Consider the following 14,245-nt stretch of genomic DNA (forward strand, 5'->3'; position numbering starts at 1 on the left):
GCGCCGCGAGGTGGGAGGAGTGGCCACAACGGCCCACTCAGAGCGCCATTCCTCCCACTTGGGGGCGCCATTCCTCCCACCTCGCGGGGCCATTCCTCCCACCTCGCGGGGCTAGCCAACCCCGCCGTGCGGGATCGGCGGGAACAGCCGGGTCGTCGACCGGGCCAGCCAGGGCCGGCGACCGCCGGCGCGCACCTTCAGCGTCGCCAGCGCGCGCAGCTGGGAGACCGCGCCGATCCCCAGCCGCAGGAACGTCTGGGGGTCGGCGGAGATCGTGCAGTCGGTGAGCTCAGGCGCCTCGTCCTGGAGCTCGCCGTCGACCACGGCGTAGCGGATCGGCACGACGCCGGTCAGCCGCAGCGTGTAGGAGCCGGTGAAGCCTTCGGCGGCATCGGGGTCGAACGCGTACGGGATGAGCATGCTCACCGGGGCATGGAGGTCTGCTGGGGCGCCGTTCCACTGCCCGCCGGCGGTCTCGGCGAGCTGGCCCCCGTGCAGATGGTGGTCGGCTGCCAGCAGGGCGACCAGGGTCGACACCCGGGCTCGCGGCATCGAGACCGGGTCGACCCCGCTCAGCGCGCGCAGGTCCCCCAGGAACGCGTGCGTGGCCTTGTCGACCATCTCGGCGAGCAGGGAGAGGTCCCGTTCCTCGACCGCGGCCACGAGCTCCTCGTCGAGCTCGGCCGAGGGCCCGGCCCCGTCGTACGCCGAGGGCACGCCGCGGACCAGCTTGTGGGACTCGACCACAGATGCGTACAGGTGCGCCGCGATCTCGGCGTTGGTCCACCGCATCCGCGCGGGCCGGGTCTCGGCAGGCGCACGCCGGATCGCCTCTACGAGCGCGGGGGTGCTGCGCTCGAGTGCGTCACAGGCGGGTTGGTGGTGGTCGGTCGCGGTCGGCGACATGGACATGTGTCCCCCTCTGGCACTGCGCGGAGCATCTCACCAGGTGGGACGACACGCAACGGTATGTCGGGAGGCAGCCGCCCGGAGTAGCTCCGGGTTGACAGCACCGAACACCGCGAGAGACTGCGTATCGTCGGGATACGCCGAGCAACCTGCCCGCGACCGAGGAGATGGCCATGACCCGGACCCAGCTGACGGTGCCGGTCACGGCCGTCCGGGCGCCCTGAGGCCGGCGCCATGGTCTTCTACGGGGCGTGCGTGCTGGTCGGCCTGGCCCTCCTGGCCTGCCTGGTCCGCTCACCGGTGGTCAAGGCGATGCTCCGCGGGCACACCACCGATCCCAGCCAGTTCGGGTCCTGGCAGGACCATCTCGACGACATCGGGCTCGGCGTCTCCTGGCGTAGCGACGGCACCGGCGGTCAGCGCGAGAGCCGCATCCAGTCCAAGCACACCCGCCGTCCGCGTTGAGTGGCGCCACTCAACCGGTCAGAACTCGCCACTCAACTGGTCAGAACTCGCCACTCAACGGTGAGGGGGTCAGCGGAGGTCGAAGCGGTCGAGGTCCATGACCTTGGCCCAGGCGGCGACGAAGTCGCGGACGAGCTTCTCGGCCGCGTCGTCGCAGGCGTAGACCTCGGCCAGGGCGCGTAGCTCGGAGTTCGACCCGAAGACCAGGTCGACCCGGCTCGCGGTCCAGCGCACGGCGCCACTCGCGTCGCGGCCCTCGAACGTCTCCGCGTCGTCCGAGGTCGGCGTCCAGGTGGTGTCGAGGTCGAGCAGGTTCACGAAGAAGTCGTTGCTCAGGACGCCCGGACGGTCGGTCAGCACGCCGAGGGTCGACCCGCCCTGGTTGGCCCCCAGCGCCCGCAGGCCGCCGACGAGGACGGTCAGCTCAGGGGCACTCAGGGTGAGCAGGTTGGCCCGGTCGACCAGGAGGTACTCCGCCGGCAGCCGCTGCCCCTTGCCGAGGTAGTTGCGGAAGCCGTCGGCCGAGGGCTCCAGCGGGGCGAACGACTCGGCGTCGGTCTGCTCGGCGGTGGCGTCGGTACGCCCGATGCTCACCGGCACGCTCACCTCGACGCCGGCCGACGCCGCGGCCTTCTCGACAGCCGCCGCGCCTGCGATGACGATCACGTCGGCGACCGAGACGCGCTTGCGGTCCTGGCCCTGGTTGAAGACCTCGGCGATCCCCTCCAGGCTGCGCAGCACGGTGCCCAGCTGGTCGGGGTCGTTGACCGTCCAGCCGCTCTGCGGCTCGAGCCGGACCCGGGCGCCGTTGGCGCCCCCGCGCTTGTCGCTGCCACGGAACGTCGACGCCGAGGCCCAGGCAGCCGCGACCAGGTGAGCCAGCGGGATGCCGGCATCGAGCACCCGCCGCTTGAGCTCGGCGACGTCGGCGTCGTCGATCGCGTCGTACGTCGCCTCCGGGACCGGGTCCTGCCAGAGCAGGGTCTCGGCCGGGACCTCGGGGCCGAGGTAGCGCTGGATCGGGCCCATGTCGCGGTGCGTGAGCTTGAACCACGCCCTGGCGAAGGCGTCGGCGAACTCGCCTGGGTGCTCGTGGAAGCGACGTGAGATCGGCTCGTAGATCGGGTCGAGGCGCAGCGCGAGGTCAGTGGTCAGCATCGTCGGCGCGCGCCCGGGGCCGCCCGCGTCGGGCGCCGGGATCGAGCCCGCGCCGGCGCCGTCCTTGGCGACCCACTGGTGGGCACCCGCCGGGCTCTTCGAGAGCTCCCAGTCGTAGCCGAAGAGGTTGTCGAAGAAGGCGCTGCCCCACTGCGTGGGGGTCGAGGTCCAGGTGACCTCCAGGCCGCTGGTGATGGCGTCCTTGCCCTTGCCGCTGGCATACCAGCTAAGCCAGCCCAGGCCCATCGCCTCCAGCGGCGCCCCCTCCGGCTCGGGGCCGACGTACTCCCCGGGGTCGGCCGCACCATGGGTCTTGCCGAAGGTGTGGCCGCCGGCGATCAGGGCGACGGTCTCCTCGTCGTTCATCGCCATCCGGGCGAAGGTCTCGCGGATGTCGCGGGCGGACGCGAGCGGGTCGGGCGTGCCGTTGGGGCCCTCGGGGTTGACGTAGATCAGGCCCATCTGGACGGCGGCGAGAGGGTTCTCCAGCTCGCGGTCGCCGGTGTAGCGCTCGTCGCCGAGCCAGGTCTGCTCCGGGCCCCAGTAGACGTCCTCGTCGGGCTCCCAGACGTCTTCTCGGCCGCCGGCGAAGCCGAAGGTCGCGAAGCCCATCGACTCCAGGGCGACGTTGCCGGTCAGGACGATCAGGTCGGCCCACGACAGGCTCTTGCCGTACTTCTTCTTCACCGGCCACAGCAGGCGGCGGGCCTTGTCCAGGTTGCCGTTGTCGGGCCAGCTGTTGACGGGGGCGAAGCGCTGCTGACCGCCGCCGGCGCCGCCGCGCCCGTCGCTGATGCGGTAGGTGCCGGCGCTGTGCCAGGCCATCCGGATCATGAACGGGCCGTAGTGGCCGAAGTCGGCGGGCCACCACTCCTGCGACGTGGTCAGCACCTCCTCGACGTCGCGCTTGACCGCCGCCAGGTCGAGACCGGTGAACTCGGCGCGGTAGTCGAAGCCCTCGTCCATCGGGTTGGAGACCGGCGTGTGCTTGGCCAGGATCTTGAGGTTCAGCCGGTTGGGCCACCAGCCCTGGTTGCTGTTGCCACCCTCGGTGGGGTACGTCGCGTGGGCGACGGGGCACTGGCCGGCGCCCTCCTGCGACACGTCGGCGGTGCTGACCGGACCTTCGGCGGACTCGACGTTCATGTCGCCGACCTTGGCGTCGTGCTCGGTTGACATGCGAGGGACCTTTCGGTGTGGGGGTTCAGGCGTGTACGGCGGTCGTGCTGGTCTGGTTGGCGTGGCTGGTCGTGGGGGGCGCGGCGGCGCAGCTGGGGCACAGGCCCCAGAAGATGACCTCGGCCTCGTCGACGGCGTAGCCCTGGGCATCCGAGGCGGTCAGGCAGGGCACGTGTCCGACCGCGCAGTCGACGTCGGCGATGGCGCCGCAGGCGCGGCAGACGAGGTGGTGGTGGTTGTCGCCGACGCGCGCCTCGTAGCGCGCGACCGACCCGTTCGGCTGGATCCGTCGGGCAAGGCCGGCGTCGGTGAGGATCCGCAGGGAGTCGTAGACAGCCTGGTGCGAGACGTCGGGGAGCTCACGGCGGACGGCGGTGATCACCGAGTCGGTGTCGGCGTGGGCCAGCTCGACGAGCACGTCGAGCACCGCGAGGCGCTGGCGGGTGACGCGCAGCCCGGACTCGCGCAGCATCTGCGGGAAGTCCGGGGCTGGGGGCACCCTGCGATCCTGTCCTGTTTTCTTGAACGAGTCAAGAATTCTCCCCATCGCCCGGAACCCGCTCGACCGGACGGGCGGCACGGCTGTGTCAGGTGACGGCGAACTCGGCGAACCCGCCGCCGACCACGTCGGCGACCGCCTTCAGCCGCACCCGGGTGACGTCCGAGACCCGCCGGTAGCCCGCCAGGTCTGCGTTGGAGCCCGGTCGTGCCGGCTCACCGGCGTTGACCGAGACGCAGGTACGGCGCCCGCCGTCCGCGACGTTCTGGAGGGCGACCGCGTGGCCGGTGGTCCCGCTGCCGGCGAAGGGGTCGAGCACGCGGGCGTCGTCCGGCATGGTCTCGAGCAGTCGTCGCAGCAGGCCGGTCGGCTTCGGCGACTCGAAGAGGTGCCCGACCAGGGCCTTGAGCTCCATCACCGCGGTGTCGGTCGACCCGATCTCCTCGGCCAGCCAGATGGTGCGCAGCTTCTTGCGGCGCCCCTCGTGGAGCCAGTCGCGCTGGAAGACGTCGACGCGGCGTCGCTCGCCGGTGCCGACCCACCGGCAGACGAGGTCGTCGGGGCGGGCGTCGATCGTGGGCGCCGACCAGCGCCACACGGCCGGCGCGCCGTCGCCGAAGACCGGCTTGATCTCCAGCGACTCGGGGAACGGCGTGCTGGCCACGCGGCCGGAGACCGGGTCGCCGTAGATCGCGAAGTGCATGGTCGGCGCGGTGACGGGGTTGAACTTCTTGTTCGTGTTGCGCAGCGGGAGGCGGCGGTGGCGGCGGCCGTCGTCGGCGAGCAGCGGGAAGTCGCGGGGGTCGACCAAGGAGGGGCTGGAGGCCTCGAGGGCGCACTCCGCCGCGGAGCGTGCGTAGACCAGGAGGTACTCGTGCGAGGTCGCGAAGCCCTTGCCCAGCTGGCGTCCCTTGGGGTTGAGGCTCACCACGACCTGGGCGAGGAACTGGTCCTCGCCGAAGACCTCGTCCATGAGCAGGCGCAGGTGGGCGACCTCGTGGTCGTCGATGCTGACGAAGACGGCCCCGCGCGGGCTCATGACCGCGCGCACCGCCTCGAGGCGCGGGCGCATCATCGCGACCCACGTGCGGTGGCGCGCGCTGCGGGGCCCCTTGACCCGGTCGCCGTACACGAACGGGTTCCCGGTGTTGTACGGCGGGTCGAGGTAGACCGCGTCGAAGGGGCCGTACGCCGGCGCGAGCCGTGGCAGCACCTCGAGGTTGTCGCCCTCGACGAACGCGTTCCACGGCTCCACCCGCTCACGCTAACGGGCTCTGCGCACCGCGGCGGGGACGCCGGCCCGTTGCGAGGGTCGTAGCTCAGTCGGCGCCCGGGACGCTGGCGATCGCGACCGTGGTCACGGCGGCCAGGCACTCCGGAAGCGGGCTGGCGACGTCGCGCGGGGTGATCACCACCGCGCCTCCGCCGTCGAGCGAGACCACCGCGCCCGGCGGCCGGTCGCAGCCGAGCGCGACGACCGCGCCGTACACCGCCTGACCCCTCGTCCGCGCCTGGCCGACGGCCGCACGGATGCGGTTCCTCATGGCGGGCGGACCGAACTGCGCGGCGAAGGCCCGCACGTGGGCGTCGGTGTCGAGCAGGGCGGCGCGCGGGGACACCCGGCCGCCGCCGCCCGTCATCGAGACCAGGCTGACGTGGGCGCCGGTGACCGGACCCGCCTGGGGGATGTTGGGATCGGTCGCCACACCGCGAGACGACGAACCGCAGGCAGCCGTGCTCGCCACCAGTGCGGTCATGGCCAGGGCTCCGAGGGCTCGTCGCATGGGAGTCCGACGTCCGTCGCCGGACGCCGGTTCCCCCGCGTAGTGGGCGGGGAGGGTCGTCGTTCGAGGGGCGGACGCGGAAGCACGACGGCGACGCGCCCGGGCAGCACGTCGTTCCTCCGCGCCATCCGCGGTCACGCCGGCGGTGGGTCGGTGTGGGCGGGGATGCGGTCGAAGCCGGCCAGGGCCTCGACCCGGGCCGCCACGGCGAGGGTCCGCAGGTCGGCCCAGCGCGGGCCCATCACCTGGAGCCCCAGCGGCAGCCCGTCGACGCCGCATCCGATGGGGACGGCGGTCGCGGGCTGCCCGGTGAGGTTGGCGGGCAGCGCCAGCACGCACCAGTCGTCGAAGAAGGGGTCGACCGGGGTGCCGTCGATCTCGGCCGGGCCCGACACGTCGGTCGAGAACGCCGGGACGGGCATCGAGGGCGTGAGCAGCACGTCGTAGCCGTCGTCGTGGCCGAAGAACTCCTGCCAGGTCCGGGTGAAGGCGACTCGGCGCTCCTGCGCGTCGAGGTAGTCCGCCGCCGTGGCCGCGCGACCGGACTCGGTGATCTCGCGCGAGGCCGCGTCGACCCCGTCACGGCCGGGTCCGGACAGCAACGGCCCCTCGGAGGCGAAGCCCTCGGGCAGGGCGATGGCGTTCCACAGCTGCGTCGGGTAGCCGGCGTCAGGGTGGGCCGTCACGATCCGGGCCCCGTCGTCGCTGAGCCGGTCCACGGCGGCCCGGAAGGACGCCCGCACCTCCTGCTCGACCGGCGCCCAGCCGAGGTCCTCCGAGACCGCGACCCGCAGCCGGGACCAGTCGACGGCACCCTCGTCGGCCAGCGTCACCGGCCAGGTCAGCGGGTCCGCGGGATGCGCGCCGCCGATGACGCTCAGCGCCAGCACGAGGTCGCGCACGGAGCTGCCCAGCGGGCCGTCGACCGACAGCGTGGGCCAGCCGCGGAACCCCGGGAGCTTCGGCACCAGGCCGAACGACGGCTTGTGTCCCGCGACGCCGCAGAACGCCGAGGGGATCCGGATCGAGCCGCCGCCGTCGGTGCCCAGGGCCAGCGGGGTCGCGCCGTACGCCACCGAGGCACCCGCTCCCCCGCTCGACCCGCCGGGCGTGCGGTCCAGCGACCACGGGTTGCGGGTCAGGCCGAAGACGGCGTTGTCGGTGTAGCCGCGGTAGCAGAACTCCGGGTTGTTGGTCTTCCCGACGATCACGGCTCCGGCATCTCGCAGCCGCGCGACGGGGACGGCGTCCTCGGCCGGCGCGAAGTCGCGCTGCGCGAGCGAGCCGTTGGTCGCGGGCTGGCCCGCCATCCAGACGTGGTCCTTCACCGAGACGGGCACCCCCGCCAGCGCGCCGTACGACGTGAGGTCGCCGGCGAGCCCGGCGTCGATCTCGCGGGCTCGCGCCAGCGCCTCCTCGCCCAGCACGACGGTGAAGGCGTTGACCGCGCCGTCCCAGGCACCGATCCGCGCCAGCGCCTCGGCCACCAGCTCCTCGGCGGTCGTCGTCCCGGCGCGGACGGCGGCCGCCATCGCGGTCGCGTCGCGAGGCGTCACGCCCGGCTCACCCTTCCGTGCGCTCGTGCGCCATCGCCTCCTGCTCGAGGATGTCGGCCTGCTCCTCGGCCAGGCGGCGCTCGGCCTCGGTGTCGACCGAGCGGCACAGCCACCAGTAGAGGAGACCGGCGACCGGGAGACCGACGAAGAGCGAGTAGTCGGCGCCGTGCGCGGCGTTGGCCACCCAGCCCGAGTAGTGCTCGGTGCTGAAGAACGGCGTCATCGCGGCGAAGCCGACCAGGTAGGACACGATGCCGCGCCAGCCCCAGCGGCCGTAGATGCCGTCGGGCTTGAAGATCTCGGCGATCGCGTAGTGGCCGCGCCGGACGATGAAGAAGTCGACCAGGTTGACCGCCGTCCAGGGGATGAAGAAGTAGAGGACGAGCAGCAGGAAGTTCGAGAAGTTCGCCTGGAAGGAGTCGTTGTTGGCCACCGCGAGGGCGACGACCAACGACAGCGCGGCGGTGAGCCCGATCATCGCCAGGCGGACCGTCAAGGTCGGGCGGACCTTCTTGAACGAGTCCAGGGCGCTGATCAGGGTGAGTGACCCGCCGTACATGTTCAGCGCGGTCACCGAGAGCAGGCCGAGGGCCGAGTAGAGCAGGATGATCCCGCCGAAGCCGTCGAAGAACTTGTTGCCGACGGTGTGCAGCTCGGCGATGCCGGTCCCGCTGAAGCTCAGCCCGGCCCACGCCGCGAGGGCCGAGCCGATGAACATGATCCAGGCCGCACCGAGGGCCGAGCCGCCGTAGGTCCAGTAGAACGTCTTGCGGATCGTCACCTCCGGCGGCAGGTAGCGCGAGTAGTCGGAGACGTAGATCGCCCAGCTGATCTGGTAGCCCGCCACGACGGAGAACTGGAGCAGGAACGGCGTCAGGTCGAAGTTGCTCAGGGAGAAGGACCCGGCCGGATAGTGCAGGGTCAGCACGATGATGGTGAGGATCCCGAACAGCACCAGGAACCCGTAGGTGAGTGCCTGCTCCATCCGGTGGATGAGGTCGTAGCCGAAGATGGCCGCCGCGGCAGCAAGTGCCGTCCCCACGACCAGCCAGATCCGCACCTGCCCGATCCCGCCTCCGTCGACCGAGGTGACCGACTCCGAGGCGAGCAAGGTGTTGAAGACGTTGAAGCCGGCGTACTGGAGGTAGGCGAAGAGCCAGACCAGGATCGCCCCGATGTAGCCGAACTGCGGTCGTGACTGGATCATCTGCGGCAGTCCGAGCTGCGGACCCTGCGAGCAGTGGGCGGCCATGAAGAACGTGCCGACGACGACGCCGAGCAGGATCGCCACCAGCGACCAGATCAGGTTTCCGCCCGCGCCGACGCCCAGGACACCGACCGCGAGCGTGGCGATCTGGGCGTTGCTCATGAACCACAGCGGACCGAGGTGCCAGAGCTTGCCGTGCCGCTCGCTGAGCGGGACGTAGTCGATCGAGCGGATCTCGACGGCAGTTCGACGGGGTTCAGCAGTGGCCGTCATGCGACGTCCTTTCCAGGTGGGTCACTCAGGGGGAAATGGCTGGAACTTTCCGAGAACCGTGAGGCCGTCCTCGACCATGAACCCACGGGCTCGGTCGACCTCGACATCGACACCGACCTGCGCACCGGCCGGCACGCGGACGCCCTTGTCGATGATGGTGTTGCGTACGACGGCGCCGGGTCCGACGAGCACGGCGTCCATGAGCACGGAGTCCTCGACGACGGCCCCCTGCTCGACGCGGACCGCCGGCGACAGCACCGAACGGCGTACCTCGCCGCCCGAGACCACGACACCGGGCGACAGCAGGGCCTCCTCGGCGGCCGGGGCCGAGCCGTCGGCGCCCTTCGCCAGCTTGACCGGCGGCTGGGGGCCGTAGTCGGTGTAGATCGGCCAGTGACCGTTGTAGAGGTTGAAGACCGGCAGCGGCGAGACGACGTCCATGTGGGCGTCGTAGTAGGACCGCATCGTGCCGACGTCACGCCAGTAGCCGCGGTCGCGGTCGGTGGCCCCAGGAACCTCGTTGTCCTTGAAGTCGTAGACCGCGGCCTCCTCGCGGCGTACGAACGCCGGCACGATGTCGCCGCCCATGTCGTGCTTGGAGCCCTGCATGTCGGAGTCGCGGGTGACGGCCTCCACCAGGGCCGAGGCGTCGAAGACGTAGTTGCCCATGCTGGCCAGCACCTCGTCGGGGCTGTCCGGCAAGCCCTCCGGGGCCTTGGGCTTCTCGAGGAAGTCACGGATCGAGTGCGGGTCCTCGGGCCTGACGTCGATGACGCCGAACTGGTCGGCGAGCTCGATCGGCTGCCGGATGGCGGCGACGGTGCACGACGCGCCGCGGTCGACGTGCTGGGCCACCATCTGCGCGAAGTCCATCCGGTAGACGTGGTCGGCGCCCACGACGACCACGATGTCCGGCTTGTCGTCGTTGATGAGGTTGAGGGACTGGTAGATCGCGTCGGCGCTCCCGAGGTACCAGTGCGGCCCGCGGCGCTGCTGCGCCGGGACGGGGGTGACGTAGTTGCCGAGCAACGTCGACATCCGCCAGGTCGAGCTGACGTGGCGGTCCAGCGAGTGCGACTTGTACTGCGTCAGCACGACGACCCTGAGGTAGCCGCTGTTGACGACGTTGGAGAGCGCGAAGTCGATGAGCCGGTAGATGCCGGCGAACGGCACCGCGGGCTTCGCGCGGTCTGCGGTCAGCGGCATCAGCCGCTTCCCCTCACCCCCGGCGAGCACGATGGCCAGCACCCGAAGACGACCACTCGTGCTCATGGTCGCACCGTAGCCATGTACGAGCCCGCCGGTCGAGGGTCCCGCTGCAAGGGACGCGGCACTAACGTCGGCACGTGCGCATCGACGTTCTCACCAAGGAGTACCCGCCGGCCATCTACGGCGGGGCGGGGGTGCACGTCGCCGAGCTCGTGCGCGCACTCCGCGGACTGCCCGACCTCGACGTCCACGTGCAGGCGTTCGGGGAGGCGCGCGGCGAGGCCGGCGTCTCGGCGTACGCCGATCTCCCGCAGCTCGCGCAGGCGAACGCCGCGCTCCAGACGCTCGGCGTCGACCTCGAGATCGCCGCGGGCTGCGCGGGCACCGAGCTCGTGCACTCCCACACGTGGTACGCCAACCTGGGCGGCCACCTCGCCGGACTGCTGTACGACGTGCCGCACGTCGTCACGGCCCACTCACTGGAGCCGCTGCGCCCGTGGAAGGCCGAGCAGCTCGGCGGCGGGTACGCCGTGTCGTCCTTCGCCGAGCGCACGTCGTACCTCGCGGCGGCGGCGGTGATCGCGGTCTCCGCGGCGATGCGCGACGACGTCCTCGACGCCTACCCCGACATCGACCCCGGCAGGGTGCACGTCGTGCACAACGGGATCGACACGACGAGCTGGAGCCGTGTCGACGCGCCCGACGTCGTGCGCTCGCACGGAGTCGACCCCGACCGGCCGTCGGTCGTGTTCGTCGGCCGGATCACCCGCCAGAAGGGGCTTCCGCTCTTCCTGCGCGCCTGCCGGGAGCTGCCGCCCGGCGTCCAGCTGGTGCTGTGTGCCGGCGCCCCGGACACCCCCGAGATCCTGGCCGAGGTGGAGGCGCTCGTGGCCGAGCTCGCGGCAGCGCGCGACGGCGTCGTGTGGATCCGCGAGATGCTGCCCCGAGCCGACGTCGTGGCGCTGCTCTCGGCCGCCACCGCCTTCGTGTGCCCCTCGATCTACGAGCCGCTGGGAATCGTCAACCTCGAGGCGATGGCCTGCGAGACCGCCGTGGTCGCCACCGCGACCGGTGGCATCCCCGAGGTCGTCGTGCACGGCGAGACCGGGCTGCTGGTGCCGATCGAGCAGGCCGGTGACGGGACCGGCGCACCCCTGGACCCCGACCGCTACGTCGCGGACTTCGCCGAGGCGCTCACCTCGGTCCTGGCCGATCCCGGGCGAGCGGCCGAGATGGGGCGGGCGGGTCGGCGGCGGGCCATCGCGTCGTTCTCCTGGGACGCCATCGCCGAGCGCACGCGGGCCATCTACGACGCCCTGGTCTGAGCGCTCAGCGCTCCTTGCCGTCGAAGTAGTAGCTGCCGCCGTTGCGCGGGAACCTGCCGTCGACGCGGGTCCCGGCGTCTCCGGGATCCTTGCCGCGACCGCGCAGGTGCGCCCGGACCAACGGCGTCCGGACCAGCCAGACCACGAAGGCGACCGCGACGACGACGTAGATGGCGGGCCACATGGTGCTCCCAGCGTACGCCGTGCCAGTCGCCGCACGTTGGTATCGCGTTCTCTTGCCCGTCGTCACAGACAGGGCATACGTTGACCGGCATGGAGCTGCTCCCGTCGGCCCACGTCGACACGTTCTGCCGTGACCATCTCCCGCCGGCCGACCAGTGGCCGGAGCTGACCTTCGAGCTTCCCGAGCTGCGGTTCCCCGACCGCCTCAACTGCGCGACGTCCCTGCTCGACGACGTCGCCGCCCGGCTCGGTGCCGACCGCCCGTGCCTGCGTCAGCCGGGCCTGCCCACCTGGTCGTACGGCGAGCTGGTGGCGGCGGCGAACCGCGTCGCGCGCGTCCTCGTCGAGGACCTCGGAGTCGTCCCCGGCAACCGCGTCCTGCTGCGCGGACCCAACAACCAGTGGCTGTCCGCGGCGTGGTTCGGCGTGCTCAAGGCCGGGGCCGTCCTGGTCACCACGATGCCGCTGCTGCGCACCGGCGAGCTCCGGACGATCCACGAGATCGCCCACCTCGACGCGGCCCTGGTCGACCACCGGTTCCTGGAGGCGGTCGAGCCGCTCGGCGTACCCACGATCGCCTACGGCGACGACGACTGGGCCCGGCGGCTGGCGGGCAAGCCGGACACCTTCGACGACGTGGCCACCTCGAGCGACGACGTGGCCATGCTGGCCTTCACCTCCGGCACGACGGGGCGGCCGAAGGCGACGATGCACTTCCACCGCGACGTGCTCGCGATCTGCGAGACGTTCGCGCGCCGGGTGCTCCGGCCCTCCGCCGACGACGTCTTCACCGGGACCCCGCCGTACGCCTTCACGTTCGGGCTGGGCGGCGTGCTGCTCTTCCCGCTGCACGTGGGCGCCTCGACGCTGCTGGTCGAGAAGGCGACACCCGTCGAGCTCGCCGACCTCATCGACGAGCACGGCGTGACCGTGTGCTTCACCGCCCCCACGGCGTACAAGGCGATGATCGCCGCCGGCCGGACCGTGCCCTCCCTGCGGAAGGCGGTCTCGGCCGGAGAGCATCTGCCGAAGGCGACCTGGGAGGCCTTCCGCGCGGCGACGGGCGTCGAGATCATCGACGGCATCGGCGCCACCGAGATGCTGCACATCTTCATCTCCGCCGCGGGCGACGACATCCGGCCGGGCTCGACCGGGCGCGCGGTTCCGGGCTACGCCGCGACGATCGTCGACGACGACGGCCACGAGCTGCCGGCGGGTGAGGCCGGCCGGCTGGCGGTCCGCGGCCCGACCGGGTGTCGCTACCTCGACGACGACCGCCAGCTCTCCTACGTCCGCAACGGCTGGAACCTCACCGGCGACACGTTCCTGCGCGACGACGACGGCTACTTCTGGTACCAGGCGCGCAGCGACGACATGATCGTCAGCTCGGGCTACAACATCGCCGCCCCGGAGGTCGAGGAGGCGCTGCTCGAGCACCCGGCGGTGGCCGAGTGCGCCGTGGTCGGCGTTCCGGACGAGGCGCGCGGCATGATCGTCAAGGCGTACGTCGTGCTGGGCCCGGACTCCGGGGACGTCAGCACCAGCGAGCTCCAGGACTTCTGCAAGGCCCAGATCGCGCCGTACAAGTACCCACGGTCGGTCGAGCTCGTCGACGAGCTGCCGAAGACCGCGACCGGCAAGCTCCAGCGCTTCCGGCTGCGAGCGCTGACGTCGACCGAGCCGGCGCCGCTTGCCGATGCCTGAGCACTCACCGCGTCACCTGATCCTGTCGCTGTTCGGCCTGTACGCGCGCGACGCGAACTGGCTGTCGGTCCGCTCGCTGATCGCGATGATGGCCGAGCTCGACGTCGACGCGTCGGCCACCCGGTCGTCGGTCTCGCGGCTGAAGAAGCGCGGCGTGCTCGAGCCGGCCAAGGATGCGGGCCAGGCCGGCTACCAGCTGTCGGCGACGGCCGTCGCGGTGCTGCGCGAGGGCGATGCCCGCATCTGGTCGCGACCGCGGGCGTCGGTGGGCGACGGCTGGCTGATGGCGGTCTTCTCCGTCCCCGAGGCGGAGCGGGGGAAGCGGCACGAGCTGCGCTCGCTGCTCACCCGACTGGGGTTCGGCACCGCCGCCCCGGGCGTCTGGATCGCGCCCGGCACGGCGTACGACGAGACCTTGGCGGCGCTCGACCGGGCCGGGCTCACGTCGTACACCGAGCTGTTCCGGGGTGCCTACCTGGGCTCCGGTCCGGCCGACGTGCGCGTCGCGGAGTGGTGGGACCTGGCGGCGATCGCCGCGTTGTACGACGAGTTCGTGGCCGAGCACCGGGCGCTGACCCGGCTGCGCTCCCCCACCCCGGCTCGCGCGTTCACGGCGTACGTCCCGATGCTGACGGCGTGGCGCCGCCTGCCCTACCTCGACCCGGGCATCCCGCTCGAGCTGCTGCCCGCCGGCTGGCCCGGCGTCCGCGCCGGCGACCTCTTCGCCGAGCTCGACCAGCGTCTCCGCGCCCCCGCCCACCACCACGTTGAGATGCGCCTTCCGACCCGTTGAG

The 14,245-nt window shown here is 71.9% G+C and carries 13 protein-coding genes; 4 read left to right on the forward strand and 9 right to left on the reverse strand.

Annotation, left to right across the window (positions count from 1 at the left end):
- Positions 1-111: 111 nt before the first annotated feature.
- Complete coding sequence (locus VHW64_RS09310; protein ID WP_329650261.1) at positions 112-912, reverse strand: hypothetical protein; 801 nt, start codon at positions 910-912, stop codon at positions 112-114.
- 231 nt (positions 913-1,143) lie between these two features.
- Between VHW64_RS09310 and VHW64_RS09315 the strand changes: the two genes are divergently transcribed.
- Positions 1,144-1,374: a hypothetical protein gene (locus tag VHW64_RS09315; protein ID WP_329650262.1), complete on the forward strand. Its 231-nt coding sequence runs from the start codon at positions 1,144-1,146 to the stop codon at positions 1,372-1,374.
- A gap of 69 nt (positions 1,375-1,443) precedes the next feature.
- On the opposite strand, the gene katG is transcribed toward VHW64_RS09315, so the two are convergent.
- From katG to glgC, 7 genes are all read right to left on the reverse strand, one after another.
- Positions 1,444-3,711 (reverse strand): catalase/peroxidase HPI, encoded by a 2,268-nt coding sequence (gene katG, locus VHW64_RS09320; protein WP_329650263.1) that lies wholly within the window; start codon positions 3,709-3,711, stop codon positions 1,444-1,446.
- Positions 3,712-3,736: 25 nt separating this feature from the next.
- Positions 3,737-4,183 (reverse strand): Fur family transcriptional regulator, encoded by a 447-nt coding sequence (locus VHW64_RS09325; RefSeq protein ID WP_329650296.1) that lies wholly within the window; start codon positions 4,181-4,183, stop codon positions 3,737-3,739.
- Positions 4,184-4,298: 115 nt separating this feature from the next.
- A complete protein-coding gene (locus VHW64_RS09330; protein WP_329650264.1) occupies positions 4,299-5,465 on the reverse strand; it encodes a site-specific DNA-methyltransferase in 1,167 nt (388 codons plus the stop codon).
- A 64-nt stretch (positions 5,466-5,529) separates the two neighbouring features.
- A complete protein-coding gene (locus tag VHW64_RS09335; RefSeq protein ID WP_329650265.1) occupies positions 5,530-5,967 on the reverse strand; it encodes a hypothetical protein in 438 nt (145 codons plus the stop codon).
- A 161-nt stretch (positions 5,968-6,128) separates the two neighbouring features.
- Positions 6,129-7,550, reverse strand: a complete 1,422-nt coding sequence (locus VHW64_RS09340; protein WP_329650266.1) for an amidase — start codon at positions 7,548-7,550, stop codon at positions 6,129-6,131.
- A 7-nt stretch (positions 7,551-7,557) separates the two neighbouring features.
- Positions 7,558-9,030: a purine-cytosine permease family protein gene (locus tag VHW64_RS09345; protein WP_329650267.1), complete on the reverse strand. Its 1,473-nt coding sequence runs from the start codon at positions 9,028-9,030 to the stop codon at positions 7,558-7,560.
- A gap of 21 nt (positions 9,031-9,051) precedes the next feature.
- Positions 9,052-10,302 (reverse strand): glucose-1-phosphate adenylyltransferase, encoded by a 1,251-nt coding sequence (glgC, locus tag VHW64_RS09350; RefSeq protein ID WP_329650268.1) that lies wholly within the window; start codon positions 10,300-10,302, stop codon positions 9,052-9,054.
- Between the two features lie 74 nt (positions 10,303-10,376).
- Here glgC and glgA point away from each other — a divergent pair, with 74 nt between their 5' ends.
- On the forward strand, positions 10,377-11,564 hold the full coding sequence (gene glgA, locus VHW64_RS09355; protein WP_329650269.1) for a glycogen synthase: 1,188 nt from the start codon (positions 10,377-10,379) through the stop codon (positions 11,562-11,564).
- A 4-nt stretch (positions 11,565-11,568) separates the two neighbouring features.
- On the opposite strand, the gene VHW64_RS09360 is transcribed toward glgA, so the two are convergent.
- On the reverse strand, positions 11,569-11,748 hold the full coding sequence (locus VHW64_RS09360; protein ID WP_329650270.1) for a hypothetical protein: 180 nt from the start codon (positions 11,746-11,748) through the stop codon (positions 11,569-11,571).
- A gap of 89 nt (positions 11,749-11,837) precedes the next feature.
- On the opposite strand from VHW64_RS09360, the gene VHW64_RS09365 reads away from it, so the two are divergent.
- Both VHW64_RS09365 and VHW64_RS09370 read left to right on the forward strand, forming a co-directional pair.
- Entirely contained in the window at positions 11,838-13,451 is a 1,614-nt protein-coding gene (locus VHW64_RS09365; protein ID WP_329650271.1) for an AMP-binding protein, read from the forward strand.
- Positions 13,444-14,244: a PaaX family transcriptional regulator C-terminal domain-containing protein gene (locus tag VHW64_RS09370; protein ID WP_329650272.1), complete on the forward strand. Its 801-nt coding sequence runs from the start codon at positions 13,444-13,446 to the stop codon at positions 14,242-14,244. Before VHW64_RS09365 ends, VHW64_RS09370 begins: the two co-directional genes overlap by 8 nt.
- Position 14,245: the final 1 nt, after the last annotated feature.

Origin of the sequence: Nocardioides sp. (assembly GCF_036267815.1) — a bacterium.
Lineage (GTDB): Bacteria > Actinomycetota > Actinomycetes > Propionibacteriales > Nocardioidaceae > Nocardioides.

Coding starts and splice junctions, on each gene's coding strand:
- VHW64_RS09310 (WP_329650261.1), bottom strand. CDS start 912: ATGTCCATGTCGCCGACCGCGACCGACCACCACCAACCCGCCTGTGAC.
- VHW64_RS09315 (WP_329650262.1), top strand. CDS start 1,144: ATGGTCTTCTACGGGGCGTGCGTGCTGGTCGGCCTGGCCCTCCTGGCC.
- katG (WP_329650263.1), bottom strand. CDS start 3,711: ATGTCAACCGAGCACGACGCCAAGGTCGGCGACATGAACGTCGAGTCC.
- VHW64_RS09325 (WP_329650296.1), bottom strand. CDS start 4,183: ATGCTGCGCGAGTCCGGGCTGCGCGTCACCCGCCAGCGCCTCGCGGTG.
- VHW64_RS09335 (WP_329650265.1), bottom strand. CDS start 5,967: ATGACCGCACTGGTGGCGAGCACGGCTGCCTGCGGTTCGTCGTCTCGC.
- VHW64_RS09345 (WP_329650267.1), bottom strand. CDS start 9,030: ATGACGGCCACTGCTGAACCCCGTCGAACTGCCGTCGAGATCCGCTCG.
- glgC (WP_329650268.1), bottom strand. CDS start 10,302: ATGAGCACGAGTGGTCGTCTTCGGGTGCTGGCCATCGTGCTCGCCGGG.
- VHW64_RS09360 (WP_329650270.1), bottom strand. CDS start 11,748: ATGTGGCCCGCCATCTACGTCGTCGTCGCGGTCGCCTTCGTGGTCTGG.
- VHW64_RS09365 (WP_329650271.1), top strand. CDS start 11,838: ATGGAGCTGCTCCCGTCGGCCCACGTCGACACGTTCTGCCGTGACCAT.
- VHW64_RS09370 (WP_329650272.1), top strand. CDS start 13,444: ATGCCTGAGCACTCACCGCGTCACCTGATCCTGTCGCTGTTCGGCCTG.